This window comes from Micrococcus sp. KRD012, from assembly GCF_017168555.1.
GTDB classification, from domain to species: domain Bacteria; phylum Actinomycetota; class Actinomycetes; order Actinomycetales; family Micrococcaceae; genus Micrococcus; species Micrococcus luteus.
On sequence record NZ_JABFBB010000003.1, the window covers coordinates 438,242 to 454,267 of the forward strand.

Genomic DNA, 16,026 nt, shown 5'->3' on the forward strand with positions numbered 1-16,026 from the left:
GGCCGGGGACGGCCGTCCGGGGGCGGACACGCGGACGGGGTGGCCGCCCGGTCGGGGCGGCCACCCCGTCATGCGATGGTCGTCGGCGCCGTCCGGCGCCGGAGTGGACCTCGGGTCGCTCCCGATCCTACGCCCCCGCGGGGCGTGGACCGGGAGCGGCCGGTCCGGGTGCGGCGGTCAGTTGCCGACGCGGAAGCGGGCGAACCCGGTGACGTTGGTGCCGGCGTCGGAGGCGACCTTGCCGACGGTCTGCTTCGGGTCCTTCGCGAACGGCTGGTCCACGAGCACGATCTCCTTGAAGAAGCCGGTCAGGCGGCCCTCCACGATCTTCGGCAGGGCCTGCTCCGGCTTGCCCTCGGCACGGGCGGTCTCATCGGCGATGCGACGCTCGTTCTCGACGGTCTCGGCCGGCACGTCCTCACGGGTGAGGTACGTGGGCGAGTAGGCCGCGGTGTGCACGGCGATGTCGTGCGCGGCGGTCTTGGCGTCGGCGGAGTCGGCGTCCACGGCGAGGAGCACGCCCACCTGGGCCGGCAGGTCCTTGGAGGTCTTGTGCAGGTAGGCGTCCACGAAGGCGCCCTCCACGCGGGCCAGGCGGCGCACGGCCACCTTCTCGCCCAGCAGGGCGCCCTCCTCGGTCACGTAGTCGCCCAGGGTGCGGCCCTCGTAGTCGGAGGCCAGCAGGCCGTCGACGTCGGTGGCGCCGGAGGCGACGGCGGCGCGCAGCACCACGTCGCCCAGGGCAATGAACTTGTCGGCCTTGGCCACGAAGTCGGTCTCGCAGTTGAGCTCGATCATGACGCCGACGCCGTTCTCGACGGTCGCGGCCACGAGGCCCTCGGCGGCGGAGCGGCCCTCGCGCTTGGTGGCGCCCTTGAGGCCCTTCACGCGGATGATCTCGATAGCCTTCTCGGCGTCGCCGTCCGCCTCGTCCAGAGCCTTCTTCACGTCCATCATGCCGGCGCCGGTGCGCTCGCGCAGGGCCTTGATGTCAGCAGCGGTGTAGTTCGCCATGCTCGTTCGGTCCTTCCCGTGGTGTGGGTTGTGCGGGATGTTCGGGGTCTGATCCGGCCCGTCGGCCCGGCCGGCTGGGGCCGGGCCGACGGGCCGGCCGGGATCACTCGCCCTGCGGGGCGGCCTCGGCGGCGGGGGCCTCGGCCTGCTCGGCCGGCGCCTCGGCGGCGGGGGCCTCGGCGGCGGGGGCCTCGGCCTGCTCAGCCTGCTGGGCGTTGTGCTGCTCGAGCAGCTCGCGCTCCCACTCGGCCATCGGCTCGGCGGCCGCCTGGCCGGACTTGCCGCCCTGGCGGGCGATCAGGCCCTCGGCGACGGCGTCCGCGACCACGCGGGTCAGCAGGTTCACGGAGCGGATGGCGTCGTCGTTGCCCGGGATCGGGTAGGCGACCTCGTCCGGATCGCAGTTGGTGTCCAGGATGGCGACGACCGGGATGCCGAGCTTCTGGGCCTCGTCGACGGCCAGGTGCTCCTTCTTGGTGTCCACGACCCACACGGCGGAGGGGGTCTTGGCCATGTTGCGGATGCCGCCGAGGTTGGCCTGCAGCTTCTCCAGCTCACGGTTGAGCAGCAGCAGCTCCTTCTTGGTGAACTGCGAGCCGGCCACGTCCTCGAAGTCGATCTCCTCGAGCTCCTTCATGCGCTGCACGCGCTTGGAGACGGTGGAGAAGTTGGTCAGCATGCCGCCGAGCCAGCGGTGGTTCACGTAGGGCATGCCCACGCGGCCGGCCTGCTCCGCGATGGCCTCCTGGGCCTGCTTCTTGGTGCCGACGAACAGGATGGTGCCGCCGTGGGCGACGGTCTCCTTGACGAACTCGTAGGCGCGGTCGATGTAGGACAGCGACTGCTGGAGGTCGATGATGTAGATGCCGTTGCGCTCGGTGAAGATGAAGCGCTTCATCTTGGGGTTCCAGCGGCGGGTCTGGTGGCCGAAGTGGACACCGGAGTCGAGGAGCTGGCGCATGGTCACGACGGGCATGACGTTCCCTTCTGTGGCAGCCGTGGCACCCCGCGCTTCACGCGCGGGCGGTCTGCCGGTCGATTTCTTGACGGTTGGCGGCCGGCCCGGTCGGGCGGCCCCTGGCATCACGACGGCGGGCTGCCGGGCCCCACGAGCACCCGCGCCGACGCCCTCTCCAGGAGGACGGCGGGGACGGGACCGAGCGTGGGGGCTGGGCCGCTGAAGCGACCCACCGCAATGCGCGGAGTCGGTGTCCGGGGCACAGCACAGGGCCGGCCACAGGACACCGCTGAGGTGAATCCTACCCCAGGTGGGCGTCCACTCCCATCGCCGACTCCTGCACAGGGGCCGGTGCGGCGGGCGCTCTCCACGATCGGACTGCGGGCCCGCCACGCGGCCGCCCGGGACGCCAGGCTGACGCCATGACCCCTCGCACGCTCCTCCCCCGTCCGATCCCGCGTCCGCGCATCGCGGGGTGCGTCGCGGCAGCCCTCCTCGCCTGGCTCGTCCTGGGGATGGGCGACCTCGACCCCGTGTCGCGGTCCACGCCCGCACCGTCCACGCGCGACGCGCTGCTGCTCGTCGCGGCGTCCCCGGCAGGTCCGGACGCGACGGCCGCGCCGGTCGCGTGGCACCCGCCCGTTGCCGGCGCCGCCCCGGATGACGTGCTCCGCGCGTTCGTCGCGCCCGAGCGACCGTGGGGTCGGGGGCACCGGGGCGTGGACCTCGCCGTGCCGTCCGGCGCGGTGGTCCGGGCGCCGGCGGCGGGTCGGGTCGTGTTCGCCGGGGTCGTGGTCGACCGCCCCGTGCTGACCCTCGAGCACGCGGACGGGACCCGCAGCTCCCTCGAGCCGGTGGAGGCCGACGTCGCGGTGGGGGCCGTCGTCGACGCGGGCGACCCCGTGGGGCGGCTGGCCGGGACGCCACCCCACTGCCCGCGGGCGTGCGTGCACTGGGGCGTGCGGGAGCCCGATGGCTGGCGGGTGGGGGACGCGGCCTTCGACCGCTACCTCGACCCGCTGGTGCTCATCGGCTGGAGCGGCCCGTCCGTGCTCTGGCCACACGCCGCGCCACACCCAGCGCGGCCGTGAGGTCCAGAAGCCGGCAGGCGGACTCGTCCCAGCTGAACCGGGCCGCCTGGGCGACGCTCGCCCGGGAGGCCGCGGCGAACTCGGCGGGGTCCTCGAGCTCCCGCACACGGGCCGCGAGCGCGGCCGCCCGGTCCCCCTCGAGCGGGACACCCCGGAAGGACGGGGTGCCCGCGCCGGCGATCTCGCGGAAGATCGGCAGGTCCGAGCACACCACCGGCGTGCCATGGGCCATCGCCTCGGCCACGGGCAGGCCGAAGCCCTCGGCGCGGGAGAGGGTGACGGCCGCGGTGGCCCGGCGGAGCAGGCGCACGTACTCGGCCTCGTCGGTGCCGTCGTGGAAGACCACGTCCGCGCCGGCGGCCCCCGCGGCGGCGCGGCGCGCGGCCAGCCGGGCCTCGAGCTGCCCGCGGCGCTCCGGGCTGATGCGGGAGAGCAGGTGCAGCGCGTAGCCCGGCAGCAGGGGCGCGGCCGCCACGAGGGACTCGACGTCCTTGTAGTCCATGAACGAGCCCATGTAGAGCAGCGTGCGGTCCGGGGTCTCGTCCGGGTCACGCGGCTCCGGTACCGTCTGCGCCGCATTGGCGATGACGTGGACCGGACGCCGGGTGAGGCGGTGCCGGTCGATGAGCTCCGCCGTCGTCCGGGAGACCGTGGCGACCGCGTCCGCGCGGTCGAGCAGGAGCCGCTGCGGGGTCTTGGTCAGGTGGTAGGCCCGCCACAGCCAGCGGATCGGCTCGGGCAGGTTCCGCGGCGGGGTGCGGTGCTCGTAGTAGATGAGGTCGTGGAGCGTGAGGATCAGCGCGTAGTCCCGCCCCCACGACCCCATGGTCTGCATGGGCGAGAAGACGACGTCCGGTCGCAGGCGCGCGACCTGACGGGCCACGAACGGCTCGCGTGGGGAGGTGGGGCCGGAGACGAGGTGCCACGGCACGCCGTCCGGGAGCAGGGCCAGCTGTCGTTCGTCCGAGATCAGCATCGCGACTTCGACCTCGACGTCGGCCCCCTCCGGGCCCGGCGCGTCGGTCCGGCGGGCGACCGCCTCGATGAGGCTCGCGCCGTAGCGGGAGATGCCGTCGTGGAAGTCGGTGCGGGTGTAGCGGGCGTCCATCAGCAGGCGCAGGGGGCGGGAGGGGCTCACCCGCACCACGCTAGCGCCGCGCCGGAGAGGGGCGGGGACAGCCGCGCACGGTAGGTGCCGACCGGGGCGCGTCGAGCGCCGATCGGCCACCTGGACGTCATCCGAATTTCTGATTGCGTTTCGATAACGATCGTGTATCTTGATCACGGATCGGTTACAGCCGATCCGCCACACCGGGGCTTCCTCCGCGTCCTCGCGTACCCGGTCATCCGCACTGCTCGTCAACTCGCACCCGCGGTCCGGCCTCGTTCCGGGCATCGCCCGGAGGCACCGCCCTCACGGGCCGCAGGTCCTGTCCGGGAAGAAGATCCGATGTCCGTGACCTCCTCGCACGCCGCTGTGCGTCGCGCCCCCCGCACCGCCGCCGCCTCCGTGGCCCTCGCCCTGGGCGCCGCCGCCCTGACCGGCGTCGGCACCGTGTCCGTCGCCGAGACCGCCCAGGCCGCCGAGACCGCCTACACCGTCCGCTCCGGCGACGGCTGGTGGATCATCGCCCAGCGCACCGGCGTCTCCATGTCCAGGTTGCAGTCGCTCAACGGCATGACCGCCGCGACCGTGCTGCATCCCGGCATGGTCCTCAAGACCTCCGGCACTGCCACCCCGACCCCGGCCCCGGCGCCGTCCACCTCGGGCTCGACCTACACCGTGCTGGCCGGCGACGGCTGGTGGATCATCTCCTACCGCACGGGGGTGTCCGCCTCGATCCTGCAGTCCATCAACGGCATGAGCTCCTCGACCATGCTCCACCCGGGGATGGTCCTGAAGACCACCTCGGTCTCCACCTCCAGCGCCCCCGCCGTCGCCCCTGCGCCGGCGCCCGCGTCCAAGCAGGCTGCCGTCGACTACGTGCGCTCCGCCGTCCGGAACCCGTCCTCCTATTACGTGTGGGGCGGCAACGGCCCCTCCGGCTTCGACTGCTCCGGCCTCACCCAGCAGGCCATGGCCCGGGCCGGCATCTCCATCCCGCGCCGCGCCGGCGACCAGTACCTCGCCGCGAAGTCCTACGTGCCGATCTCCCAGGCCCAGCCCGGCGACCTCGTGTTCTATGCGAACCAGTCCACCGGCCGCATCTACCACACGGCCATGTACATGGGCGGCGGCCAGCTCGCCCACGCCCTCAACGAGGACGCGGGCCTAGTGTTCACCTCCACGACGATCATGAAGTCCGACATGCTCGCGGTGGCCGCCCGCTACTGAGCACCGGCACGACGACGGCCCCCGGCCCGCGCCATACCGCGCGGCCGGGGGCCGTTTTCTGTAGGGCGTGCGGGACTTGAACCCGCGACCCAGGGATTATGAGTCCCCTGCTCTGACCGACTGAGCTAACGCCCCTCCCCCGCGGCATCGCGCGGGACCCGCCCATCCTACCGACGGGTCTCAGAGCATCGCGCGGACCTCGGCGGCCGTCGCGCCGCGGTAGAGGCGCTCGAAGATGTCCACCGTCTTCTGGGCGGAATGATGCAGGGCCTTCGCGTGGGACGCCTCGCCCATGGCGGCGCGGTCCGCGTCCGAGAGGTCGAGGATCCGGGCGATCCGATCGGCCAGGGCCACGTGGTCCCCGGGCGGGAAGAGGTGGCCGTTGACGCCCTCGTCCACGAGGTGGGGCAACGCGAGGGCGTCCGCGAGGACCACCGGGGTGGACGCGCTGAGCGCTTCGAGGGTCACGAGGGACTGCAGCTCCGCCGTGCCCGGCTGGCAGAACACGTCGGCGCGCAGGTAGGCCGCCCGCAGCTCCTCCTCGGAGACGTGGCCGCGCAGCAGGACGCGGTCGGCCACCCCCTCCTCGTCCACCGTGGCACGGATGCGGTCGCGCTGCTCGCCGTCGCCGACGATCTCGGCGTGCACGTCCAGGTCGGGGCGGGTGCGGGCCAGGTGCGCGATCGCACGGATCAGCACCTCCACGTTCTTCTCCACGGCCAGCCGCCCCACGAAGAGCACGACCGGATGGCCGGGATGGTCCACCCTCTCCCCCGGCTGCAGCTCGTAGGCGCTCGCGTCGATGCCGTTGGAGACCGGGAGAACGTTGTCCAGGCCGGCGTGCTCGGCCATGGCCTGCGCGGCGAGGGCCGTGGGGGTGGTGACCACCGCGCCCTTGCCCATGAGTCGACCCATGTCCTTCCACGACACCCGGGAGACGATGTCCAGGAACCACTGCGGGAACGGCAGGAACGGCTCGAGGTTCTCCGGCATGAAGTGGTTCGTGGAGACGATCCGGATGCGGCGCCGCTCGGCCTCGTTGATGGCGGCCTCGCCGATCATGTAGTGGCACTGGGCGTGCACGACGTCCGGCTGGACCTCGCGGTAGATGCGGCGGAAGGAGATCTTGGCATGCCGCGGGAGCACCACACGGTAGTACTCGTGCGTCGGCGCCGGCAGGGAGCGCAGCAGGTGCACGGTGGCCTCCGGCCGGTGCTCCACGGTGTCCGGGCCGGCGTCACTGCGCGGCATCACGACGTGGACCTCGTGGCCGCGCGCGTGCAGCGCCGTGGCGAGGCGGTGGCCGAAGGTGGCGGCCCCGTTGACGTGCGGCGGATAGGTGTCTGCGGCGATCAGCACCTTCAGGGGGCGGTCGGCGGCGATCCCGGGACGGTCGGACACGGCGGTCCCTCTCTGTGGTGGCGATGGCACGACGGCGCCCGGCCCGTGCCGTGAGGATCGGCCGCGGGCACGGCGCGCGTCCCACGGTAGCAACCGTCGGCGCCGGCACGAGGATGCGCGAGGGGGTCAGCCCCGGCGGGACGGGTGCTCGCGCGGGTCCTGACCGTCCGCCCGCAGGCCGCGGGCCTTGCCCACCGCGCGCACGAGGTAGTCCCCCGCGGCGAGGATGTGCAGCAGGCAACCGGCGCCGACCAGAGCCAGGGCCACGCCGCTCCACGGGCCGCCGTCGACCCCCGGCACACGGGCGAGCAGCAGCAGGGGCGTGCCCACCAGCAGCAGCGCGGTGCGCACCTTGCCCAGGACCGTGACCGGCAGGTCCGGGCTGCCGCCGAACAGCCACAGGCACACGGCGGCGAGCACGAGGTCCGGGATCGCGATGGCCAGGGCGAGCCAGAGCGGGGCGATACCGGTGGCCACGAACGTCACGGCCACCACCAGCAGGGAGAGGCGGTCCGCCACCGGGTCGAGCCACCGCCCGACCGTGGAGATCATGTCGAACCGGCGCGCCACGTAGCCGTCCACCCAGTCCGTGCCGGAGAGCACCGCCAGGATCACGAACGCGTCCAGGTGCCGGCCGTCGACGGTGAGCCACACGAACACCGGGACCAGGGCGAAGCGGGCCAGGGTGATGAGGTTCGGCACGGTCAGCCAGGTGTCGCGGACGCGGTACTCGTGGCCCTCGCGCAGGCCGACGTCGATCACACGCATGGGTCGCTCCTCCAGGGTCCGCGGGCGGACGCCCCCGCCGGGCGCCCCACACGCCCAGCCTACCGACGCCGTCGCCCCTCCCCGCAGACGACGAGGCCCCGATCCGTGGGGATCGGGGCCTCAGGGGCCGGGGAGGGCGGGCACCCCCCCGGGTCAGCGGCGGCGCAGGCGGCCGGCGAGCGCCACGAACGCGGCGGAGGAGGCGCCGAGCAGCGCGAGCGGCTGCCAGTTGTCCTTCACGTAGTCCTCGGCCTCGGCGGTCCGCTCCCCCGCGCGGGCGGCACCGGTGAACGGCGCGGTCTGCTCGGTGGCGTGTGCGGTCTCGGGGGTGACGCCGCGACCCTTGCGCTGCGCGGCGAAGGCCGCGAGCTGGCCCTTCACGCTGGTCTTCTCGTCCAGGCCGGAGCGGATGTCGCCCAGGTGGCGGCGGCGCAGGTCGGCACGGCGACGGATCTCCGCCTCGCTGGCGTCGGCGCGGTCCGGATGGGGAGCGGCCTCGCCGTTCTTGCGGGCCTTCTTGTTCTCCTCCTTCTCCACCTTCTTCCGCTCGGCCTCGCGGGCGGCCTCGACACGCTTGGCCTCGGCGCGCTCCGCCTTGAGGCGGTCGTACTCGGCCGGATCGAAGGCGTTGCCCTCCTTGAGGTAGCCGAGGTCGTACTCGAGGTTGCGCACGATCTCCTGCGGCACGAGCGGCATGGCGCCCTTGACCATCATGAGGCCGACGCCGGCGAAGATCAGGCCGAGCACGAGGAACGCCAGCGCCACCATCAGCGCCGGGAACCAGAAGGTCGGGTCGGCGAAGGCGCCGATCAGGGTCACCACGAGGGCGACCACCATGAGTGCGAGGAAGAACAGGCCCACCACCGCGATGCCGGCGCCGATGCCGGCCTTCTTGCCCTTCGCGGCCACGTGCCTCTTGGCGAGCTCGAGCTCGTCCTTCATCTGCAGGGGCAACAGGCGCACGACGGCGCCGAGCAGGTCGGTCAGCGAGCTCGCGCGGGTCTGCGGGGTCACCGGGACGGCGGTCCGCGGCGCGCGGACCTTCGACGCATCGGCGGGGGGAGCCTGGTGGGACATGGTGCATGCCTTCCGTGGAGTGCCTGGACAGATGCGCCCGGGCGGCGCGGCGGTCGCCGGGCATTCTCGAGCAAAGCTATCACCGGCCCGCCCCCAGGGGGACGGGCCGGGTGCGCGCGATGGCGGCTGGATCAGAAGTCGATGACCGCCGGGTCGGGGCCGAGACGGCCGTCCTCGCGGTCGAGGGCGTCGATCCGGGCGACGTCGTCGTCGGTCAGCTCCACCCCCGCGGCCTCGAGGTTCGAGACGATGCGCTCGGGCGTCACGGACTTGGGGATGACCACGAAGCCGTGGGCGAGGTGCCACGCGATGACCACCTGGGCCGGCGTCGCGCCGCGGGCCTCGGCGATCTCCGTGACCACGGGGTCGGCGAGGAGGTCGCCGCCCTGACCGAGCGGGGACCAGGACTCGTGGACGATGCCGTGGCGGCCCTCGACCTCGCGCAGCTCGCGCTGCTGCCAGTACGGGTGGGTCTCGACCTGGTGGATCACGGGCACCACGCCGGTGGCCTCGATGATCTCCTCGAGCTGGGCGGCCGGGAAGTTGGAGACGCCGATCGAGCGCACCTTGCCCTGCTTCTGCGCCTCGATCAGGGCCTTCCAGGTGTCCAGGTACTTCCCCTGCGCCGGCTTGGCCCAGTGGATGAGGTAGAGGTCGACGTAGTCGGTGCCGAGCTTGTCGAGCGAGACGTCGAGGGCGGCGAGCGCCTCCTCGTAGCCCTGGTCCGAGTTCCACACCTTGGTGGTGAGGAACAGCTCCTCGCGGGCGACGCCGGACGCGGCGATGCCGCGGCCCACGCCCTCCTCGTTCCCGTAGATCGCGGCGGTGTCGATGTGGCGGTAGCCGGCGCGGATCGCCTGCTCGACGACGTCGGCCGCGACGTCGTCCTCGACCTGCCACACGCCGAGCCCGAGCTGCGGGATCTGCTGGCCGTCGTGGAAGGGGACGGTGGGAACGTCGGTCATGAGGGAGCTCCTGGAGGGTCGGGGTCGGGCGGATGCCTCGGGTGCAACCGCACGCGGACGGGGGGCATTCCCGACGGCGGTCACCGGGCCGGGGCGCCGCCGTCGGGCGTCCGCTCCCCCGCGACGACGGCGCCCACCGCGCGGGCGAAGGCCGCGAACACCTCAGCGGGGTCGTTGGCCGTGACGAGCCGGGCGTTGGGGCGCCGGCCCCAGATGTCCCGCGTGTCGTGGACGGTGGTGCCGCGCAGCAGCTCCGAGTCCGCCTCGACGTCGACGACGGTGGCCCGCGTGGCGATGCGGGCCTGGCCCGCGGCCACCTGGGCGGCGAAGAGGTCGTGCAGGTGCGCGATGTAGCCCTGGTCGTAGTCGTGGTGGAACTCGAAGTAGAAGCGCAGCGCGTCGGCGAGCACGTCCAGGACGGGGCTGCCGGTCGCGGCGTCCGGTCCGGCGACCCGCGGTCGGTCCGCGGACCAGCCGACGGGGTGGGCGCCGGCGTCGGCCAGGAGGCCGTCCAGCAGGGCGGGCGTGTACTCGATCCGCTCCGTGGTCTCGAGCGCGCAGACGATCGGCAGGCGGTCCTCGGGCAGGCCCTCGAAGGCCGTGAACACCTCCTTCGCGGCGTCCGGGTCCACCCAGGTGTTCCACTCGGCGGTGGGCGTGGTGTTGCCCGGATGATAGAAGGAGCCGCCCATGATCACGATGCCGCGGGCGAGGAACGGCAGGCGCGGCTCGGCGCGCAGAGCGAGGGCCAGGTTCGTCAGCGGCGCGGTGCAGAGGATCGTCGTCTCCCCGGGGTGGGCCCGCAGCTCGTCCAGCCACACGTCCACGGCGGGCCGGGACGAGAGCCGCTCGGGGCGCCGAACGATCCGGGCATGGCCGAGACCGCCGTCGCCGTGGGTCTCCGGGGTGGTGACCGCAGGGCGGCGCAGCGGGGTCTCGGCACCGACGGCCACCTCGACGTCGGCCCGACCGGCCAGGTCCAGCACCGCGGCGGTGTTGAGGGCGCAGTCCCGGGCGGTCGCGTTGCCGCCCGTGGTGGTGACGGCCGCGAGCTCGGGACCGGCGCCGAGGCGGTGGGCGCCCACGAGGTAAAGCAGGGCGCAGGCATCGTCGATGCCGGTGTCGACGTCGGCGAGGAGGCGGGCGGTCACGGGGTGGGCGTGCCGCCGTTGGCGTTGAGGGTTTCGCCGTTGACGTAGCTGGACTCGCCCGAGGCCAGGAACACGTAGGCGGGCGCCATCTCCACGGGCTGGCCGGCGCGGCCGATGGGGGTGCTGTGGCCGAACTCGGGCAGCTTCTCCTCGGGCTCGCCGTAGGACACGTGCTGCACCGTCCAGATGGGCCCGGGCGCCACCGCGTTGACACGGATGCCCTTCGGGCCGAGCTGCTCGGCCAGGCCCTTGGTGAAATTGTTGATGGCGCCCTTGGTGGCCGCGTAGTCGAGAAGCCTCGGGTTGGGGTTGTAGGCCTGCACCGAGGTGGTGTTCACGATCGTGCTACCCGGGCCCATGTGCTTCAGCGCGGCGCGGCTGAGCGTGAACATGGACATGATGTTGATCTGGAACGTCTCGTGGACCTGCTCGTCGGTGAGATCGGTCAGGTCATCGGAGATGAACTGCTTGCCCGCGTTGTTCACGAGGATGTCCAGGCCGCCGAGGCGCTGCGCGGCCTCGTCCACGAGGGAGGCGCGGTAGTCGGCGTCCATCAGGTCGCCCGGCAGCGCGACGGCGGTGCGCCCGGCCGCCTCGATCGCCGCCAGGACGCGGTCGGCGTCGGGCTGCTCCTGAGGCAGGTAGGCGATGGCGACGTCCGCACCCTCACGGGCGTAGGCGATGGCGACCGCGGCACCGATGCCGGAGTCCCCGCCGGTGATCAGGGCCTTGCGGCCGGTCAGCCGACCCATCCCCCGGTACGAGTCCAGACCGATGTCCGGGACGGGATCCGTCTTCACGTCCAGGCCCGGCTCGGGCTGGCGCTGCTTGGTGATATGGAGCTTCGGGTGGCGGGTGCGCGGGTCGTCATGGGCCAGCTGGGAGTCCTGCACGGGGATCGCGGGGGCGTCGTCCTTCTTCTCTGGAGTGGTCATGGGCCGGATGCTACGCGGCGCGCGTCAGAGGGTGACAAGGGACGGGGCGCGGCGTCGTCGGCGTGGCCCTCGCGACGGCGGCGCGGCGGCTAGGGCATGTCTGACAATCGTTTGGACCATGCGATCACAGCATTCAGCACCACAGCGGACCGGTAGACGATCGCGTACTTGTCATACCGGGTCGCCAGACCCCGCCACTGCTTCAGGTGCGCGTACTGACGCTCGATGACGTTGCGGCCCTTGTAGGCGTCCGCGTCGAGGCCAATGGGGCGCCCGCCGCGGGCACCGCGCCGTCTGCGGTGGCCCTGCTGGTCGGCCGGTTCGGGGATGACCGCTTTGATCCCACGGGCGCGTAGGTGGGTGCGGATCGCCCGGGAGGAGTACGCCTTGTCGCCCAGCACCGCCGCAGGGCGGGTCCGGGGCCGCCCTACTGGCCGGGTCACGCGCAGCTGCTCCAGAAGAGGAAGCAGCATCGGGGAGTCCCCTGCCTGGCCGGGGGTGATCAGGCTGACCAGCGGCAGCCCGGTCCCATCGACGAGCTGATGGATCTTCGTGCTCAGCCCGCCACGGGAGCGCCCGATGCCGTGATCGGCCGGTTCCTCACGCGGATTCTTGTAGTTCGACCCATCCCCCTGTGTGGCGGGTGATGTTCGTCGCGTGCTGGTGGGCGCGGGCGATCGTGGAGTCCACCGAGACCGACCAATCGATCAGGCCTTCGGCGTCAGCGGCGGCGGTCAGCGTGGCCAGCACCGTGTCCCATGTGCCTTCTTCGGCCAAGCGCCGATGCCAGGTCCACACGGTCTGCCAGGGCCCGTAGACCTCGGGCAGATCCCTCCAAGCGATTCCGCACCTGTATCGGTAGATGATCGCCTCCACCATGGTGCGGGCGTCGGCGAACGGCCTGCCGGCGCGGCCGGTCCGGGTCGGGAGCATCGGGGCGATCAACTCCCATTGGGTGTCAGAGAGCATCTGGAACCGGGACATGTCCCCAGGGTCTCAGCTGACTCGTGCATCTATTCTCAGACACGCCCTAGGCGTCAGCGGGGCCCGCTGAGGCCGCGCAGGGCGCCACGGTGCTGGAGCACGTGCAGGTCCCAGCGCGCGCTGAGCCCCTCGAACAACCCGATGCCACGCCGGGAGTTACCTTGCTCATCCAGGCGCGGCGACCACGTGGCGAGGCCCAGGGCCCCGGGCACGGCGCCGAGCAGCGCGCCCGAGACGCCGGACTTCGCGGGCACGCCGACCTCGGCCACCCACTGGCCGCTGGCGTCGTACATGCCGCAGGTGAGCATCACGGACATCGCCTGCTGCGCCACCCACTCGTCCAGCACCCGCTCCCCCGTCACGGGGTTCGTGCCGCCAGCGGCGAGGGTGGCGCCCATGACGGCCAGCTGGGGTGCGGTGACCAGGACCGAGCACTGCGCGAGGTACCCGGCCACGGCCTCGCGGGCCGAGATGGGCAGCCGGCCGGCGTCGGCGAGCAGGTGGGCCAGGCCCAGGTTGCGGTCGGCGCGGGTGCGCTCGGCGTCGAGGACGTCCTCGCAGACCTCCAGCTCGACGCCGGCCAGCGCGCTGTAGCGGCGCAGCAGCAGGCCCGTCCGCTCATCCTCGTCCCCGGCGGGCAGGAGGGAGTGGACCAGGATGGCGCCGGCGTTGATCAGCGGGTTGCACGGCCGGCCGTCGTCGTGCAGGGACAGGTGGTTGAACGACTCACCGGAGGGCTCGACGCCCACGTCCTCCAGCACGTGGTCCAGGCCGATCTCCTGCAGCACCACCGCGTAGGTGAGGACCTTGGAGACCGACTGCAGCGCGAAGGCGTGCTCGGTCTCCCCGGCGGCGGCCTGGTGGCCGTCCACCGTGCACACCGCCACGGCGAGGCCGTCCACATGCTGGCCGGCGACGTCCTCGAGGTAGTCGGAGGGCTCGCCGCGGCGGTCGGACTCCACCTCGTCGAGCATCGCGCGCAGGTCGTCGTCGAATCGCGTCGTGTCCATTCCTGTCACAGTAGTGGGCGGGCGCCCGGGTCGCGGGCGGGTGCCGGGCCGGTCACGGCGTTCACTGGACCGGGGCATTCGGGCCCAGCGGCAGGTCCAGCCACATCCAGCCGATGACCATGCCGGTCCACGCGGGCAGGAAGGCGATCGAGGACGGGAGCATCGTGGCGATCAGGGAGTCATGCCCATCTTCCGGTCGTACCTCTGAGCCACCGCGATGATCAGCGGGACGCTACGCCTGCCGCGGCGAGTCAAGGCAAGACCCGGGGACCCGGGCCGGGGCTATCGTCGGGGGATGGACGTGCGGATCGGGACCTCCGGCTGGACCTACAAGCACTGGCGCGGGACCTTCTACCCGCAGGGGCTGCGGATCGCCGATCAGCTCGACCACTACACGGAGCGCTTCCGGACGGTCGAGCTCAACGGCTCCCACTACCGCTGGCCGGCGGACAGCACCGTCGAGGCATGGCGCGAGCGCCTGCCCGCCGGCTTCGAGATGGCCGTCAAGGCCTCCCGCTACCTCACCCACTACCGCAAGCTCAACGAGCCGCAGGACTGGGTGGAGCGCATCGTGCACACCCTGGACCTGCTCGGTGACCACGCCGGGCCGCTGCTGCTGCAGCTGCCGGCCCACCTGCACCGGGACGACGACCGGCTCGCCGGGTTCCTCGGCCTGCTGCCCGAGAGGGTGCGCGTGGCGGTGGAAGTCCAGCACGAGTCCTGGCTGGACGAGGATGTGTTCGACCTCCTCGACCGGCACGGGGCGGGGTTCGTGGTCTCGGTGATCGCCGGGCGGGAGCCGGTGCTGCGCGCGACCGGGCGCCTCGCCTACGTGCGCTTCCACAACGCGGACCCGGACTGGCGCTACGGCGGATCGTTCTCCGATGCCGAGCTCGCACCCTGGGTGGGGCGGCTGCGGGAGCTGACGGGCGCGGACGACGGCGGCCCGGCCGGGGACGCGGCGGGCGCGCGCCCCGCCTACGTCTACTTCAACAACGACAACCACGGCCACGCCGCGTTCAACGCGCTGACGCTGCGCAGGATGGCGGAGACCGAAGCCTGACACGTGCCGAGCGCGTGCCTAGCGTGAGGAGGAAGCGGCGGCCGAGCGCCGCCGTCGTCCCCCGAGAGCACAGGAAGGCAGACGCACATGACCCTCAGGCAGATCCCCACGGACCACGGCACGATCGGGCTGAACGTGGAGGAGGCCGGCCACGGGCGTCCCGTCGTCCTCATCCACGGCTGGCCGCTGACCCTCGACTCGTGGAAGGACCAGGTCGCAGCCCTGTCCCCGCACTACCGCGTGATCACCTATGACCGGCGGGGCTTCGGCGTCTCGGAGAAGCCCGCCGGCGGCTACGACTACGACACGATGACCGCCGACCTGCACGGTCTGCTCACCGAGCTCGACCTGCGTGACGTGACGCTCGTGGGCTTCTCGATGGGCGGTGGCGAGGTGGCGCGCTACATGTCCCGGTTCGGCTCGGACCGGATCCACTCGGTGGTGTTCGCCGGCGCGGTGCCCCCGTACCTGCTGAAGACCGACGACAACCCCGACGGCCCGCTGACCGAGAAGCAGGCCGCCGAGATGTGGGCGGGCCTCGAGAAGGACCGCGAGTCGTTCTTCGACGACTTCACGACGACGTTCTTCTCCACCCCCAAGCTGGCCGGTCTGACCAGCAGCCTCAAGGTCACCGAGGAGCAGCGCCAGGAGGCCATCCGGATGGCGCTGCAGTCCGACCAGACGGCGGCGCTGGCCTGCATGGACGCGTTCGGGGCCACCGACTTCCGCCGCGACCTGCCGGCGGTGACCGTGCCGGCCCTGGTCCTGCACGGCGACGCCGACCAGATCGTGCCGTTCAAGGGCTCCGGCAAGCGGACGCACAAGGCGATCGACGGCAGCCGCGTCGAACTGGTCAAGGACGCCCCGCACGGATTCAGCATCAGCCACTCCGAGGAGTTCAACCGGATCCTGCTGGGGTTCCTGGCGGAGTGAGGGCGCGGGCGGGCACATTAGAGTGCGGGACGCGAGACGGCGCTCGCGGGGGTGGTGCATGCCGCCCGGTCGGCAGAACCGCCCGTCAGCACGTGGAGGATGAAGCCGCTGAGCGCGGCTGCCCCCAGATGGAGGCACACGGCCCGGAACGGGTCGATTCCGGACGGCAGGTGGGTGAGCACACTGAGCCAGATGATCCCGAAGACCGTCATCGACGAAGCTCCCTCCACGGCGACGCGCGTCTACCGAAGCCGAGCAGATCCCAGACCTGCCCCGCCACGAACGGCAGGCTACGAGACGGCACGCCTTCTCCTGTGCCCCGACGTCGCCGACGGCGTCGT

Annotated in this window: 16 protein-coding genes and 1 tRNA gene; 4 read left to right on the forward strand and 13 right to left on the reverse strand. The window is 72.4% G+C overall.

Annotated elements, in window-relative coordinates; genetic code table 11:
* Positions 1-177: 177 nt before the first annotated feature.
* Entirely contained in the window at positions 178-1,014 is an 837-nt protein-coding gene (gene tsf / locus J1M37_RS02455; protein ID WP_010079157.1) for a translation elongation factor Ts, read from the reverse strand.
* 103 nt (positions 1,015-1,117) lie between these two features.
* Positions 1,118-1,990 (reverse strand): 30S ribosomal protein S2, encoded by an 873-nt coding sequence (gene rpsB / locus J1M37_RS02460; protein WP_170721398.1) that lies wholly within the window; start codon positions 1,988-1,990, stop codon positions 1,118-1,120.
* A 404-nt stretch (positions 1,991-2,394) separates the two neighbouring features.
* Here rpsB and J1M37_RS02465 point away from each other — a divergent pair, with 404 nt between their 5' ends.
* Positions 2,395-3,063, forward strand: a complete 669-nt coding sequence (locus J1M37_RS02465) for a murein hydrolase activator EnvC family protein (protein ID WP_240968783.1) — start codon at positions 2,395-2,397, stop codon at positions 3,061-3,063.
* Here the strand turns inward: J1M37_RS02465 and J1M37_RS02470 are convergent.
* Complete coding sequence (locus J1M37_RS02470) at positions 2,999-4,201, reverse strand: glycosyltransferase (protein ID WP_206452029.1); 1,203 nt, start codon at positions 4,199-4,201, stop codon at positions 2,999-3,001. The two genes, J1M37_RS02465 and J1M37_RS02470, sit on opposite strands and share 65 nt — an antisense overlap.
* A 312-nt stretch (positions 4,202-4,513) precedes the next feature.
* Here J1M37_RS02470 and J1M37_RS02475 point away from each other — a divergent pair, with 312 nt between their 5' ends.
* Complete coding sequence (locus J1M37_RS02475) at positions 4,514-5,398, forward strand: LysM peptidoglycan-binding domain-containing C40 family peptidase (protein ID WP_036339471.1); 885 nt, start codon at positions 4,514-4,516, stop codon at positions 5,396-5,398.
* 61 nt (positions 5,399-5,459) lie between these two features.
* Here J1M37_RS02475 and J1M37_RS02480 read toward each other — a convergent pair.
* The 10 genes from J1M37_RS02480 to J1M37_RS02525 all read right to left on the reverse strand — a co-directional run bounded on the left by J1M37_RS02480 (position 5,460) and on the right by J1M37_RS02525 (position 13,852).
* Positions 5,460-5,533: transfer RNA gene (locus J1M37_RS02480), tRNA-Ile, on the reverse strand.
* Between the two features lie 45 nt (positions 5,534-5,578).
* Positions 5,579-6,799, reverse strand: a complete 1,221-nt coding sequence (locus J1M37_RS02485; protein ID WP_020624489.1) for a glycosyltransferase — start codon at positions 6,797-6,799, stop codon at positions 5,579-5,581.
* 126 nt (positions 6,800-6,925) lie between these two features.
* Positions 6,926-7,567, reverse strand: a complete 642-nt coding sequence (locus J1M37_RS02490) for a CDP-alcohol phosphatidyltransferase family protein (protein WP_020624488.1) — start codon at positions 7,565-7,567, stop codon at positions 6,926-6,928.
* Positions 7,568-7,720: 153 nt separating this feature from the next.
* Positions 7,721-8,644 carry a phage holin family protein gene (locus tag J1M37_RS02495; protein ID WP_078026177.1) on the reverse strand — a complete coding sequence of 308 codons (924 nt, stop codon included), beginning with the start codon at positions 8,642-8,644 and terminating at the stop codon, positions 7,721-7,723.
* Between the two features lie 131 nt (positions 8,645-8,775).
* A complete protein-coding gene (locus tag J1M37_RS02500) occupies positions 8,776-9,609 on the reverse strand; it encodes an aldo/keto reductase (protein ID WP_044659469.1) in 834 nt (277 codons plus the stop codon).
* Between the two features lie 80 nt (positions 9,610-9,689).
* Positions 9,690-10,760: a nucleoside hydrolase gene (locus J1M37_RS02505; RefSeq protein ID WP_206452030.1), complete on the reverse strand. Its 1,071-nt coding sequence runs from the start codon at positions 10,758-10,760 to the stop codon at positions 9,690-9,692.
* Entirely contained in the window at positions 10,757-11,695 is a 939-nt protein-coding gene (locus J1M37_RS02510; protein WP_241250745.1) for an SDR family oxidoreductase, read from the reverse strand. The genes J1M37_RS02505 and J1M37_RS02510 overlap by 4 nt, the downstream gene beginning before the upstream one ends.
* Before the next feature lie 89 nt (positions 11,696-11,784).
* Positions 11,785-12,679, reverse strand: a protein-coding gene (locus J1M37_RS02515; RefSeq protein ID WP_206452031.1) for an IS5 family transposase whose coding sequence is annotated in 2 segments (ribosomal slippage) — positions 11,785-12,321 and positions 12,323-12,679 — 894 coding nt in all. Because the reading frame shifts where the segments join, the coding sequence is not laid out codon by codon here.
* A 53-nt stretch (positions 12,680-12,732) separates the two neighbouring features.
* Positions 12,733-13,689, reverse strand: a complete 957-nt coding sequence (glsA, locus tag J1M37_RS02520) for a glutaminase A (protein WP_206452032.1) — start codon at positions 13,687-13,689, stop codon at positions 12,733-12,735.
* A 61-nt stretch (positions 13,690-13,750) separates the two neighbouring features.
* Positions 13,751-13,852 carry an AbgT family transporter gene (locus J1M37_RS02525; protein WP_199489685.1) on the reverse strand — a complete coding sequence of 34 codons (102 nt, stop codon included), beginning with the start codon at positions 13,850-13,852 and terminating at the stop codon, positions 13,751-13,753.
* A 138-nt stretch (positions 13,853-13,990) separates the two neighbouring features.
* Between J1M37_RS02525 and J1M37_RS02530 the strand changes: the two genes are divergently transcribed.
* Positions 13,991-14,752, forward strand: a complete 762-nt coding sequence (locus J1M37_RS02530; RefSeq protein ID WP_098471836.1) for a DUF72 domain-containing protein — start codon at positions 13,991-13,993, stop codon at positions 14,750-14,752.
* A gap of 87 nt (positions 14,753-14,839) precedes the next feature.
* The gene (locus J1M37_RS02535; RefSeq protein WP_206452033.1) at positions 14,840-15,685 is read left to right on the forward strand and encodes an alpha/beta fold hydrolase; all 846 of its coding nucleotides are present in this window, start codon (positions 14,840-14,842) and stop codon (positions 15,683-15,685) included.
* Positions 15,686-16,026 lie beyond the last annotated feature (341 nt).